General features: G+C 33.6%; 12 protein-coding genes. 4 read left to right on the top strand and 8 right to left on the bottom strand.

Translation table 11 applies throughout. The features are described from left to right. Nucleotides 1-21: 21 nt before the first annotated feature. The 4 genes from AAGU22_RS04740 to AAGU22_RS04755 form a co-directional block, all read right to left on the bottom strand. Nucleotides 22-513: a hypothetical protein gene (locus tag AAGU22_RS04740; RefSeq protein WP_458721079.1), complete on the bottom strand. Its 492-nt coding sequence runs from the start codon at nt 511-513 to the stop codon at nt 22-24. Between the two features lie 273 nt (nt 514-786). Then, a complete protein-coding gene (locus AAGU22_RS04745; RefSeq protein WP_458721080.1) occupies nt 787-1,224 on the bottom strand; it encodes an ester cyclase in 438 nt (145 codons plus the stop codon). A 278-nt stretch (nt 1,225-1,502) separates the two neighbouring features. After that, nucleotides 1,503-2,891 (bottom strand): patatin-like phospholipase family protein, encoded by a 1,389-nt coding sequence (locus tag AAGU22_RS04750; protein WP_458721081.1) that lies wholly within the window; start codon nt 2,889-2,891, stop codon nt 1,503-1,505. A gap of 556 nt (nt 2,892-3,447) precedes the next feature. Continuing rightward, a complete protein-coding gene (locus AAGU22_RS04755; protein ID WP_458721082.1) occupies nt 3,448-5,727 on the bottom strand; it encodes a cellulase family glycosylhydrolase in 2,280 nt (759 codons plus the stop codon). 38 nt (nt 5,728-5,765) lie between these two features. Here AAGU22_RS04755 and AAGU22_RS04760 point away from each other — a divergent pair, with 38 nt between their 5' ends. From AAGU22_RS04760 to AAGU22_RS04770, 3 genes are all read left to right on the top strand, one after another. Beyond that, complete coding sequence (locus AAGU22_RS04760) at nt 5,766-5,939, top strand: hypothetical protein (protein WP_458721083.1); 174 nt, start codon at nt 5,766-5,768, stop codon at nt 5,937-5,939. 920 nt (nt 5,940-6,859) lie between these two features. Further along, on the top strand, nt 6,860-7,414 hold the full coding sequence (locus AAGU22_RS04765) for an HdeD family acid-resistance protein (protein ID WP_458721084.1): 555 nt from the start codon (nt 6,860-6,862) through the stop codon (nt 7,412-7,414). A gap of 744 nt (nt 7,415-8,158) precedes the next feature. Further along, nucleotides 8,159-8,518, top strand: a complete 360-nt coding sequence (locus tag AAGU22_RS04770; RefSeq protein ID WP_458721085.1) for a DUF1622 domain-containing protein — start codon at nt 8,159-8,161, stop codon at nt 8,516-8,518. A gap of 402 nt (nt 8,519-8,920) precedes the next feature. Here AAGU22_RS04770 and AAGU22_RS04775 read toward each other — a convergent pair whose 3' ends face one another. From AAGU22_RS04775 to AAGU22_RS04785, 3 genes are all read right to left on the bottom strand, one after another. Then, nucleotides 8,921-9,298, bottom strand: coding sequence for an SHOCT domain-containing protein (locus AAGU22_RS04775; protein WP_458721086.1), 378 nt, complete (start codon nt 9,296-9,298; stop codon nt 8,921-8,923). Nucleotides 9,299-9,592: 294 nt separating this feature from the next. Further along, complete coding sequence (locus AAGU22_RS04780) at nt 9,593-10,021, bottom strand: hypothetical protein (RefSeq protein WP_458721087.1); 429 nt, start codon at nt 10,019-10,021, stop codon at nt 9,593-9,595. A 309-nt stretch (nt 10,022-10,330) separates the two neighbouring features. Then, nucleotides 10,331-10,759, bottom strand: coding sequence for a hypothetical protein (locus AAGU22_RS04785; protein ID WP_458721088.1), 429 nt, complete (start codon nt 10,757-10,759; stop codon nt 10,331-10,333). Nucleotides 10,760-11,024: 265 nt separating this feature from the next. Between AAGU22_RS04785 and AAGU22_RS04790 the strand changes: the two genes are divergently transcribed. Beyond that, nucleotides 11,025-11,462: an anti-sigma factor gene (locus AAGU22_RS04790; protein ID WP_458721089.1), complete on the top strand. Its 438-nt coding sequence runs from the start codon at nt 11,025-11,027 to the stop codon at nt 11,460-11,462. A 242-nt stretch (nt 11,463-11,704) separates the two neighbouring features. Here the strand turns inward: AAGU22_RS04790 and AAGU22_RS04795 are convergent, their stop codons facing one another. Further along, entirely contained in the window at nt 11,705-12,598 is an 894-nt protein-coding gene (locus AAGU22_RS04795; protein WP_458721090.1) for a ParB/RepB/Spo0J family partition protein, read from the bottom strand. Between the last annotated feature and the right edge of the window lie 685 nt (nt 12,599-13,283).

The raw sequence follows: 13,283 nt of genomic DNA on the forward strand, positions 1-13,283 counted from the left end.
ACAAAAAATACCTCTCGTAAGTCATGAGGGCGGTGACTTTATTACATCGTGTTTGACTTTGATGATCATCAAGATATATGATGCCGTTATTGGAATCATGAGTAAATATGCTACAATAAGTACTGGATTGTCCCAGCCTCCAGAAAGCACAGTGTTTACAATATATCTTATAATAATAAAAGTAACTGGAACAATAAGTGAAAAAAATGCAAGTATGTAGAGTCGCTTAGTAAAAAGCGAAAGTTTATGCTCTTGACCGATGTATAAACCAAATATTACAAAGGCCAGTCCAGTCATAAACACAATTATAGTTAGATAAAGTGCAATTTGACTTCCCTGCCTTGTTTGTTCTAAGAGCTCGATGATTCTATCGAGCTTCTCTCCGGTCAGATTACCTGTTTTAGATATTGCATCTTGATTATCAGATGATTGAGCAAAAATCTCGCCAATTAAAAAAAAAGATGGAACTAGTACTAATAATATTAGTGGAAAGCAATAGATAGATAAAATCAAAAACCTCTGCGCCACAAAAACATTAGTAACTAGTCTTTATTAAGTAGGATCACATTTTTGAAATATAATTATTGGGCAGTCAGTTCATCATCAAGTCATAACGGAATCCCCATTATTTGGATTTAAAAATACTTACACTTTATATGAATATAAACAAAAAAATTTACTGAATCTTAGAAGAATCATGGATAAAGCAAGATCTCCCTATTGTATATGTATCACACTTACTAAATTATGTTGAATTAAATTGTCTTACTTTACAAAAATAATGGATTATTTTGAGCTTTCAGGCACTACTGCCTCAACCAGACCGATCTTCATTGCAGGTGTAAGCGCATCAAATACTGTCCATGCTTCTTTGATTTTTCCAGATCCAGACTCAAAATGAAAAATCTCCATTCCATAAGTGTCAAACTTCTCATGGCTAGGTGGAATACCCATAAATTCTCCTTCCTGTGTCGCTGTTACGATCCACCTTATAACAACCTTGTTATCATCTGCGAATGAATCTTGGATTTTGAATTTTATATCTGGCCATGTCTGTCTAGTTTCCTTAATAGATTCTTTGAAATCGGTCAGTCCAGTAACCAATTCACCACCATGCCATACAATATCTTCACTAAATAAATCATCAATTTCATTCAATTCTCCTTTATTGCACACATTTTCTATAAATCTCGTTACGGTATTCAAATTTTCAGTTTCAGACATATTGTTGTTTTAATATATGTTGCATTTAAGGTTTCTGATCAGCAGTAATCATAGTAACCATCTTAAAAAAATGGAAAATAGATATCCTAAAAATGCTTGCAGTTTTCAACTGGATATTAAAATTATTCAATCCTTCTTTTCATTGCTTAGACGCCTCTTATTCAATAATCTAGTAAAGTGATTTTGTTAGCGTCAAATATACTAGTCATGGCATTGCCATGACTAGTATATTTTTAATCTCTTTTGTAGCTCCACAAACATCACCCATCTAACATCGTCTAATTAGCTTTGGAAATTCTCAGTTTTAGCCGTTCAAATTCCCTAATTGCGTCGTCGTAACCCCGTTGAAGCAATAGGTTTATTGTCTTTTTTGAAAAATCAAATATCTTATTTGAAATAGTGTGTTCATCATTCTCGCGGTTTACCCTAATTAGTTCATCTATTTGAAACCTTCCGGCAAGCAGATCTGAATACCTTTGAATTCTTGGAAAAAAACTAGGATTGGCTGTATTTTCGTCTAAAAGTTGATCAATAATTTCTTTCTTAACTCCGTTTTCTGTTGATACTTTGATTAACTTCCTTACTAAATTCACGTAATCTGAGACTATTAATAACATACTTTCTTCTAAAGAGTGACGATCCGAGAATGTAATGTCATTGTTTCTGTTGATGGCTCCGTCTCTATCCACTGGAATTTCATCTTGTCTTGTTGGATGGAGATTAACAATGCAAATCCCTAATCTTGGTACATTTTCTTTCAGGCCTTTGGTCTTGTACCAAAACCATCTGTGTTGTAAGACTAATTGCATTAATGGTGTATTGGTCATAAGACCTCCGTCCCAAAAATAGCGTATTTCCTTTCTTGGTACATTTTCAGTCGTTGAAGAAGTTGTATCCGTATAATTGTTTTCAACTAGAATTTTACAATAATCAAAGTTTACCGGAAAGGAACCACTTGCTATGACGTGATCCGCAGTGATTCCCTCATCATATCTTATAGTATACTTAAAAAGAGGATGTTTTTTGTCTTTCTTTTGAAATTGTCCATACTCGGATTTTCGTGAACCGTCCTCTGTTGCATGACTATCAAAGGTCACGGGAATCCCTTCAGCAACATCTACAGCAACAAGCAATAGCCTAGGTTGATCTGCTTCTTCAGTCGTAGCTATGGGAAATTTCACAAATCGCTCCAGACTCTTTTTTAATGGTTCATTACTATATCTATACCAAATGTTATCTGGATCATGGAATTTCTGATCATAGGTAGGGTTATGAGGAAAAAATGCGTTAGTTACTCCATAAAAGGCAAATTCCTTAGCTGAGTAATATCTCCGGGCAGCCTCGGGAGTTGCATTTCTTTTATTGAACTTATGCAAAAAATCCCAGTACATTTCAAAGAAGGGATTGTTATCTACCTTTGATTCTTTAGAAAGATAATGCCAAAAGTCAATGAGTCGTTCGGCAGAACCTTCGTATGTCTGATTTTCTATAACATAACTTACTAATACTGCAGAATTAATGGCACCAATTGATGTCCCAGCAACAATGTCAAAAGTCGATTTTGTCTCTTTGAAATGATCTTTATCCCATTTGACTAGGAATTCATATATTCCCTTGTACGCCCCAGCTTCATAGGCACCCAATGAACCTCCTCCTTGCAGGACCAAAGCTCTCTCCTTTGTTGGAATAGTATAATTCTTATTATTACTCATATAACCTAATTTGAATATGGTATCCTTTGGAATAAACTTTTAAAGATTCTAGTTCTTTTCAAATTCTGTGTGCCAGTCGATACCATTGTACTGCCCAATATAATTTATTTATCATTATGACAGATGTGGCAATGAAAAAAATTGTACAAAGCTTACAATTACATAAAAGGATATTAATAACAGAAAAAAGTGAGTAGACAGTTTAAACAAATCATAGATAATAACAATTCTATCTATACTAATATCCACACAATTTGAGTAATGGTATAACTTGTCTAGTTTCTAATTAAGTAATAGTTGTCAGATAATATAATCATGGAACAAGCAACACTGATTTTAAAAAAACATTTAGGTTTAATGTATCTAGCGGATTGGTAAATGCCAAATTACTCTAGAATTAAGATTGAAATGGTCATTTGACTTAAGAAAAAATATTTTGAAAAACTCTGTTCAGATCTTGGGTAGTGAAAAAGATACCCGACTTTACTAGCCGTTTAAGAAAATGGTGCGATTATTCAAAATTAAATGTGGTAAAGTTGACATCATAAGCCATGTCTCTTATCCTATTTGGCAAATTTTCCATCTTCAGTTCATTTATTTTTCCCTTTGCAATTATCAGGTAATTGTACTGACGGTCCTTTGAGGGTTGCCAATACAAAAGCTGATTATCTTTTTCCCATTTTATCTCGTTACTAGCAGTGGCCCAGACCGTGAACTCGGGGGAATAATGAGTATCAAATGGTACAAAAATGACAGTTGGTTTGTCGGAAACAATTTTCCCCGCTAGAACAATGGCCGCATATTTTGAATCAACGTCAAAAAATAAAGCGTATGGCTTTGCTGAACTCCTCATTGGGTATGGACGTGTCACTACGTCCATATTACGTGGTCTTCTTTCTGGTCCAAGCAGCGAGTAATTTTCTAAGTTCCAATTATCTTTCAACTCTTCGGTATTATACAGATCATAATTCCAAATGGTTGAATTTAGCAGGAGCGCATCTATTTGATCATATTGTAGGTTCAGATACTCTCTGACTTGTTCTCCTTCTTGAAACGCTCCAAATTCTGTTAGAAAAGGAACAAATCTTCTTTCGATAGCAGCACTGTGTAGCTGTCTAAACATTTCAGGAAATTGTTTCTTATACGTGTATATACTTTCAGGAATCTTTACAAAAGAGCTAGCAACAGCCATCGGATCATAAAAATGAAACGACAAGACACCGTTAGAATCGAAATTAGAAATCGATGATGGATCTTTGGGAAGATATGTAACCAATTTCATTTCTACTGTTTTCTTATCGGCCATTACTTTTTTTATAAAATTCATGTTAAATGATTGTTTAATCTCAAGTGGTGCTGCCCCATAGGCCATAGGCGATCCTTCTGCAGGGAAAGTCCAGTCTACCCGAGGTTCAATAAATATAAAGAGATTCTGGTCAACTTTTCCGATGTTAGAATTTACATCTCGATAAAAGTCCATAAGATACTTTTGTTCAAATTCTTCTTTTGGTATCAGCCCTGGATGAGGCTCATTAAAAGGTTCGACTCCCAATATAGCGGGGTGAGTATTTCCGTTATTTAGCCACTGTAGATGTTTTACAGTTAGTTCAATTATCTTTTCCAGGTGCGTACGTACTGGATAATGTATTAAACCTTCATCTGCATTTGTCAAGTCATTTTCCCAAAAGGATTTGAAAGTATGTTTCAGAGATTTGTTTGTCATGTATTTAATTTGCCATTTCTTGTCAGGACGTGGTGGAGACTGAGTCGGGGTCGGTTTTGGATGTTCTTCATCTACAGCTATAGTCCAGTCAGGAAACCCATCTCCTCCATATATCTCGTTTGCAATGTCTTGGTGAAAATCCAGTATAACGTAGATATTTCTTTTATAGAGCTCTTTTATTATTCTATTTAAAAATGACAGATATTCTTTACCTTCTTCGGAGAGGTCATTTAGGTCTGGATTTGGCTTGGATTCTAACGCTTTCCACGATACAAGAAGACGTGCAACATTAAAACCACTAGTCTTGAGAAGGTCCAGTCCAGGCTTGACCGATTGAATTTCATTATCTAAATCCAGCTTTGATAATTCCTTTACTTCAAGAGGCGAGATGGGAAGGTATGGTGGCAGTTTACTCCGACCTCCAAAATTTACTCCTCGAAATATGGTGTACCTTCCATGCTCATCTCTAAACCATGAGCCATCTTTCCAAAATGTTTTGATGTTCTTTGGCAAAGGCATGACATTATCATTCTCAGTTGCCTCTTTTGTAAGTAAATTATTGGAATCAATCGGGGAGGTAGATATCTGTTTCCTTGCTCTAATTCCAGCCAAAATAACTTGTATACCGCTTACAGCCAGTGCTATTGAGGTCATTATGAGAAGAAGTGCTAGTCCAAATTTTTCAGAAACGAGTACCAAAATAGATAATGAAGTTATTAATATTCCCAAAAGCATAGTTTCATAATCATATGGCTCTCCTTTTTTCTTCTTTAGACTTTTTATTATCCTTATGACTCCATTGGCAAGTAAACCAAACCCTAGAAATATTATTAGCCATTTAGTTGCGAAATCTGGAAAGAAGAAACCTGAGCCAATGTAGATAATCAATCCTAGACCAACACCTATATTGATTAACCTGGAGGTTTTTTTGACACCTTTGGCTGTCAATCCACTTATGAGCCTTTCTGCCCCAAGTAAAATTAGGCCTATTCCGGCCAAGAATAGCCAAATATATGCGCCTGCTACGGTGGTGGTTCCGTAAAACACCACTACTCCTGAAAGGATCAAGCAGATGGTCCCTACAATTATCTGGAAAATCCAAAAAAATGAATGTCTTAAGTGGTGTGTTGGCCGATTCATTTAGAAGGGGAGTACAATGTATCATAAATAGTTTTAGACCTATCATGGATCTGATCAAAGTCGGTACAATAAATGACAGGTATCTATTTTTTGTATATTATCAAAAGAAACATAATGAGCTCAATATAGAGTTTGGTTAGTATCATGCTTGAGCCTTTGTCTTATAGTAGCAGAGTCAAGAATGTATCCCAGTGATGCGAAAGGTCGCATTTAAAACAGGCAGATGTTTAATGTTACGGATTAAAGAATATGATGATAAAGAAAATTTTTCTAGCCCATTAATGAAAAATCTCCTAACCGTAGAGGGCTAATATTTAAGTCCGTTGAATTGTAATCGTCCAAAGCTGAAATTCCAGTCCTTTAGTTTAGTCACTTTCAAATCTCAGCATGAATTGTCTTACAGTTGATAATAGCTAGAGGGATATCGTTTTTCTCCTCTTTATCTGCTTTTATTTTATCCCAATTATTAGATCGGTATTTTGCATTTTGATAATTTCAAACATGTTATGCATCTTAAGCATTGAAAAAATCCATTTCCTCCAAATAACATTATATTGATTATTAATTTTGATTATTCTACCAAAGTTCCTAAAATATGTCCCTTCTTAATATTCAGAAGATATTGAAAATGCCTATTCTAAAGAGGATGCTCTAATATGCAAGGCAGAATAATCAGAATATCCTACCTAGGCCCACAAATAATTTTGACTGATTGAAAAATGCTAAATGGTAAAATTACCCCAAGAAACAAGGGATAGTATCAAACACTATACTCAATATACTTTTGGCCAACAGAGAGACAAGTTGATCTTTCATAGGCATATTACTATACTTCTCTACTGAAAGTTTTTGACAAATCCAGGGTTTACAATTTTTGATGTTTCCTAAAGTTTGTTATTTATAAAACTTTATATTTCAATTAAGTATTACTATAAAATAGTATTATGAAGTATTTCAATCCATATGCATTAAATGCATATCATATCCAACAATGCTGTATTTCCATGTTAAACATTCCACAGTCTAGTTCTAACCTTGACTCTGTAAGGGGGATTTCAATTTGAGTATTGATAGATCACCCGGTTGGATACGTATGGCCCAGATCGGTTTGGGCGCAGTTATCTTAGTCCTGTCTATACTGGTATTGATAAATCCAGTTATGGGGAGTGTTTCGGTAATCTTTATCCTCGCACTTCTATTGTTCTTTGCCGGAATCGAGAAAGTCGTCTCTGGTATTATTGGAAGGGGAAGAGCTCGCTTAGCCAGTATTGGGTTAGGAATTATAGTAATCGTCATTTCCCTGTTAGCAATGACATATCCACAAGGAGCAACTGCTATCATAGTAATACTGCTTGGTATCGCTTTGCTAGTTGATGGTATATCAAGAATAATTCACTCCTTCCAGAACAAAAAAGAAACAGGCAAGTCAAATATATTTGGCATTGGGGTGGGTGTTTTAGAAATAATATTTGCAATTGCAGTAATTGTTTACCCCAATATTGGGATTGCACTGGCAGGAATTTTGATAGGCATAGCTCTACTCATTACAAGCATACAAATAATCGCAGCAGGACTTACCGGTCACTCCAGAAGGAAAGATACATTGACAAAGTAGCGCCTATATTTTTATCAGAAATTCATTTTTTTTCAAATTTAATACTTAATTTAAGAACTAGCTATTGATGAAATACAATATCATTTTTTCAAAAATGCATTAAAGGCTTTTTATTAAAATATAGTCAAAATTAATCTTACTTGTTTTCTTATTCGCACTTAAGATATTTCATTTCCATTGATGTGTAAGAGCTAGCAAGGGAAATTAGTTTTTATGGTGATCCGGGGTGATACTGATGGATTTGGATGTGAAAATGAATAGGTTTAATCCTAACAATATTTGCAGTGAGATCATTTGACAAATTGCTAAATTTGATCACACTGTTTCCTGATTCCTAGAATGACGTGTTTTTTTAGAAAATCAAGCACATTTATTGTCGACTGGTGATGGGTTGGCTATCTGACTGAACGTTTAAGATTTCTAGATGGTATTAGCATGGATAAGCCGGTGTGCATTTCATCCCCAAATTTGAGAACATATATACCGATTGCTAATTTAAAATCAAAGTAGATGTTATGATTTTACAAGAATAAGAGTATCAGACTGAATATGGTAAGATCTCAGTAGAGAGAGACGTTAATTGTACTTGTATTGAAAAAACCTATGTTTATTAGTTAACGAGATAGACTTTATTTTTACAAGTAAAAGTTTTTCAATTATACAACTGGTATTATATGGGATTTCCAAGGCTAAAATCCTAAGATCGGTAATATCTTTTTATGGCCGCTTTTGTAAGAACGAGTGTTGAGTGAGAGCAGCGTAGCAGAGTTTGTAGTGCATCTTATGGAATATCTTATTATTGCTCTGGAAGGGATTATTGCAATATTTATTATAGTGGTTGTTTTCCGAACTTTATATGATATTATCAGAAAATATTTGGTAGGATTAGTAAAGAAGGATCCAGAGCAGCAAATACATAACTATCAAATAGTAAGACGCATGTTAAGGGGGCTACTTTATTCACTAGATTTTTTAATAGCTGTAGATATTTTAAAAACTCTAATAATTCCCTCACCTGACCAACTTTTGTCCTTTATAGTTGTAGTAGTGATTAGAATACTCCTCAGTTGGGCAATGGCAAAAGAATTAGAAAAAAGTATCTAGTAAAACACATTTTGATTTGTATAGCAGCTTACTTTATTTCTTTTATAATGGAATGACATATACGCAGATTATAAATAACTTCAAAATTGCATATTTGTTGATCTATCTTGCGGTAATAACTTTTCATTAATATTTTAAGTTGAATTATTTTCGATTGAGAATCAAATATAAAAAAAATAAAAACTGTCAATGAATATTTTATTTTAAAATTGAGAACCTATTTGAGAACAACCAAATTTACTGAAAAATTCCTGTATAATTTTATAATTTTATTCAGAGTATCTAACACAGAATAACTGCAATATAAATAGATATTATATAAAAAAAACTGATTTTTTGCTACAGACTGCAAAGATCAATCTTGACTTTAGTAGGCTATGTTCGTATGAGAATCCAAATCCACTATAACTGTGATAGCAATTGCATCTTCATTTTTGCAAACTCTTCGTCAGTCAACAAACCCTTTTGATGAAGATCTCCAAGTTTTTGAATCTTTTCGGTCACGTCCACTTGGGAACTGGATGATTGTACATTTTGAGACTGTTGTGCTTGTTGTGCTCTCAATCTCTCGATTTCTTGTTGTTGTGCTTGTGCTTGTTGTTGTGCTAGCTGTTGCTGCTGCTGCATTGCCATATCTGCTTGTTGTTGTTGTTGTTGCAATGCGGCGTTACTTCTACTATTAGCTGCAGCTCTTCCGACTGCAAATGCTGCCCATCTTCCTCTCATATCTATAGTATTACATCTGTAACTAAAATAGTTATCTGGATATTCAGATTCCATTAAAATTTGGATAATGTTTTAAAAAATCTGAAGATGTCTATAAGGACTTTTTGAGTGAAATAATCCTTGATTAACATATGAAATTATCTGCTTATAGAAAATTTCTCGTTTCTTGAACATATCGTGAAGTGACAAGAGTATTAGTGAACGATGAGATGGTATAAGTCTTCCAGATGGAAACGAAATAAAAAGGAGAATTATGGGCTGTTGGGATTTATCACTGGTATTAGATGAATCCCATATCTCTATATACTAACAAATTTTTACCAGCTTGATTCTGATTTATTTATTATTTCAGTGTTTTACTTCATGTCTCCTATCGTGTACCCAAATTGAAATACCAATTATCATCGCTAGTATCCCATTAATCAAAAGTACTATACCTGCTATGATAGCAAAGAATAATATTCCTGCATCAATCATCAATTTTTGTTTAACTTCTTGTTTAGAAACATCTTCGGTATCATTAGATGTACTCAGAAAAACATTAACTCTGTCAGTAATTTTTTCAGATAATCTATCAGGAATTTTGGCTGAAGCATTAATTCTATCAGTAACTTTGTCAGCTAATTTATCAGTAACTTTGCCAGCTATATCTTTGGCTGATATATCGGGAAAGTTCTCGATCATTAAAATAGCTTTGTAAGCCGATAATCCAAAAATAATTATGCTCGTTACAAGAATAATTACACCTACCAACAATACTGTATTGCCGCGTTGCATTTACAATAGTTAGTAAAAGATGTTAATAAACAATCAATACAAAATCTGAAATTTTTAATGTTGAATGTTTAGGTTGCGGTTTTACATAGTGACCAGACTGGTGATCTCTAAAAATATAATAGGTCAAATTAGATGGTCAATCATTAAAATACCAAATAATGGGTTTGATTTCATTGCAACTTGCACTATCCTTCCAGTCATGCAGGTTCTGAGGTTTTCTAGAATGTAGTGTAACACTCAAGCCCTAAATCCGGATTGATATCGATGCTGGAATATATCCAGCATCGTCTATATCTGAACTTTTAAAATTTACCTGGTTAAATTTTGCCTCAGTTCATTGAACTTTTGTACCAGCATCGGTAGGTCACCAGCATATTTTTCCTTCAGTCCTTCTGTTGTATTTGCAACGCCAGCTTGTTCAAGGGCTTGGTTGTATGCATCTGATACTGCTGCAACAACTTTGGCTGCAATTATCTTTTGCAAGTGTTCGGAGATATCCAAGTTCTTAGCTACGGTTAAAGATGTTGCATTAATACCATTTTGTCCAAGTACCTCTTTAAATTTTGATATAATTTGATCCATTTTGTCAGCAGGATCTTGAACTGCAGTTGAGTTTACACCTTGGGCTAATACTTTATTAACATATAATCCGTTACTATTCAATAGAACCATTGAAACTGCAAAAACAAGTATACCAAGAGCAATTCCGATTCCTTCTTTTTTATAAATGATTTTCATAATTTGACTTATAGAAACAAGTATAAAGGTTTAATTCCTTTTCCAACAAAATAATTAATCAATATTATTATTTTGAATGCTTAAGGACTCGACATATCAGTTACAATGAGTTACAATGAGTATCGAGAGTGAATCCAGAAATGTATAATCTATCAAGATTTATTACTTTCAATGGTAAATCGTCTATCTTTATCAAGCGAAACTGATACACAAAAACTCAAATATTCTTCTATCTTTATATATTAGATCTATTTAATAAAGCGTAATGTTATCTCTAAAAATATCTATCGTTTTTACATCATTGATTGTGTTATTAGGCTCGGTATTTGTCTCTAATGCGTACAGTCAGGTCACTGACTCAAGTGGCATAATTGTTGGGCGCGAGGGAAGTGTCTTTGGACTAGTTGATATTGATTCTGATGGTCACAAGTTAAACATTGCTGGGGTTGTAAATTATATTCCACCAACAGACAAAGTATTTGAGGTTTGGCTATATGATGGAAACTATCGTGCATCTGGATATCCATTAAGTGTAGGGATGGTTAAGGCTGACGGATCTTTTAGCATGGAATCAACCCAGGTTTCTGCATACACCTACACCGATATGTTCGTGACCTTGGAACCTAAAGATGATAAGGATCCAAAACCAGCATATTCCAACCAGGTAGGTATTTACGTCTTGCCTGCACCATTTGGACAATAATCCCTTTCTAATTTTTTATTTTTTTGATTAGACAATTTCTTTCGATTTATTATGTTAAGTGTACTCTTTTAGAATTCTAGTAATCACAGCTTGCCTTAGGGCAAATGGTTAATAATAAGAAATCTTTTTGACTGGAAATACTGCCAAAAACAAAACTGTAAAAATATTCTCACATATCTTATGATAAAAAAGGAGTAACTTTTTATTCATATTTTTTCGACGTCGAAAAAATTTAGTCATTTTTAGGACATTTTATATTTCATTTTTTGATTAAATCTTTTTCTCTCTCTTATTATGATATCTATCTCATTATTTATCACATTTTTATGATGCATTAACGTCTCATAGATGATCCAGTTATCGTCGACTTCCTCTATAATTGTTCCAATTCTACTTTGAGTTATCTTAAGAGTTGTAAGAATTTTATCAAAGGATCGGTTTATTTTTAAATCTCTATTTTCTTTTGAATCTCCTAATGTATGATATTCTAGGCTTTCAGTAGAATCAGAGATAGATAATGCATTTGCAAGTTTCCTAACCTCTTTTACTGTCAAGTCTTTGTTTACTATTTCCATTGCCATTTCGTGTCTCGTTGCCTGATTTTTGACATAAATTAATTCTTCTGCCACACTCGAGCTTATTTCAGATTTTGAGATATCTTCCACTATTTCCGTTGGTAAATCTAACAGCGATAGCCTTTTCGACACATAAGATGGGCTTTTTGAGATCTTTTGGGCTAGTGCAGATATGCCTCCCCATCCAAAATCAGTGGTATAAACTTTGAAAGCTCTTGCTTCCTCTATAGGATTGAGATTCTTTCTTTGAATATTTTCAACCAATGATATTTCAAAACTGTCTTTATCATTTACCTCTATCACATGACAGGGTATTTTTTTCCATCTTAATTTTTTGCAAGCTAGGTATCGACGGATTCCAGAAATGATTTCAAAATGGCTTTCTCTGATTCTTATGACAATTGGATGCAACAGACCATATTGTAGGATCGATAGGGCTAATTCATCTACAGTCTCGGTACCCCTTTCATGAATTGTATAATTCGGTAATTTTAACTCACTTATCTCGACTTCCTCTACTATTCCTTTCATTAATGGGCTAGCAGAGAAATTTTTCATCATATTCTATTCAATCATCTGAAGTATTTAATCTTTAATAAAATTTTCACAATTAAATGCGGTATATTATAAAATTTCCATATAATTTCAAATTAGATTACAGATGTGGATGGTATTTCTGTAGCCATATTCTGACTGTAACTTATAATTAATGACTGTATTATGATTTATAGGGTTAAATCATCCGGTAATTTACCAATAAAAAACAGTAGAATTTCTGTAGGTAATTAAGAATGAAAAAAAGAAGAACATGTAATTGGTCAAAGGTGAACTACCCCTTTCATTCTTAGCTGATTTATTTTTCGGACTCGGATTAATTAAGAAAACAACTATTACTAGTAATAAGAATATAGTATCGATACCTCATACTGGTGGCTTACTACTAAGCTAGTAACTTTAATATTTTCCGGTTCTATACCAAATTTTTTTCTGAACTCTATTATTGTATCTACTAAATATGAGTAATATTTGAGATATATGAGAGGTTTATCAAAATACTACATAGACATGATAAGGACACGCTTTTCAATAATCCCTTTATCTAATTCTGATAATAACGATCCTATGTTAAGTACTTCGTTCCAAATATGGGTATAGTACTTATCTTACATTGGATAAGTAATGTCAACATAATTAAAGAATATGATTTACAGTCCTATGAACCAAATGATATGTGTGAATACGGACA

The sequence above is a fragment of the Candidatus Nitrosocosmicus sp. R genome, assembly GCF_054408505.1.

Bases quoted from the DNA above. Each gene is read 5' to 3' on its own strand.
- AAGU22_RS04745 (WP_458721080.1), bottom strand. From the start codon at position 1,224: ATGTCTGAAACTGAAAATTTGAATACCGTAACGAGATTTATAGAAAAT.
- AAGU22_RS04790 (WP_458721089.1), top strand. From the start codon at position 11,025: ATGTTATCTCTAAAAATATCTATCGTTTTTACATCATTGATTGTGTTA.
- AAGU22_RS04775 (WP_458721086.1), bottom strand. From the start codon at position 9,298: ATGGAATCTGAATATCCAGATAACTATTTTAGTTACAGATGTAATACT.
- AAGU22_RS04795 (WP_458721090.1), bottom strand. From the start codon at position 12,598: ATGATGAAAAATTTCTCTGCTAGCCCATTAATGAAAGGAATAGTAGAG.
- AAGU22_RS04780 (WP_458721087.1), bottom strand. From the start codon at position 10,021: ATGCAACGCGGCAATACAGTATTGTTGGTAGGTGTAATTATTCTTGTA.
- AAGU22_RS04760 (WP_458721083.1), top strand. From the start codon at position 5,766: ATGAATGTCTTAAGTGGTGTGTTGGCCGATTCATTTAGAAGGGGAGTA.
- AAGU22_RS04785 (WP_458721088.1), bottom strand. From the start codon at position 10,759: ATGAAAATCATTTATAAAAAAGAAGGAATCGGAATTGCTCTTGGTATA.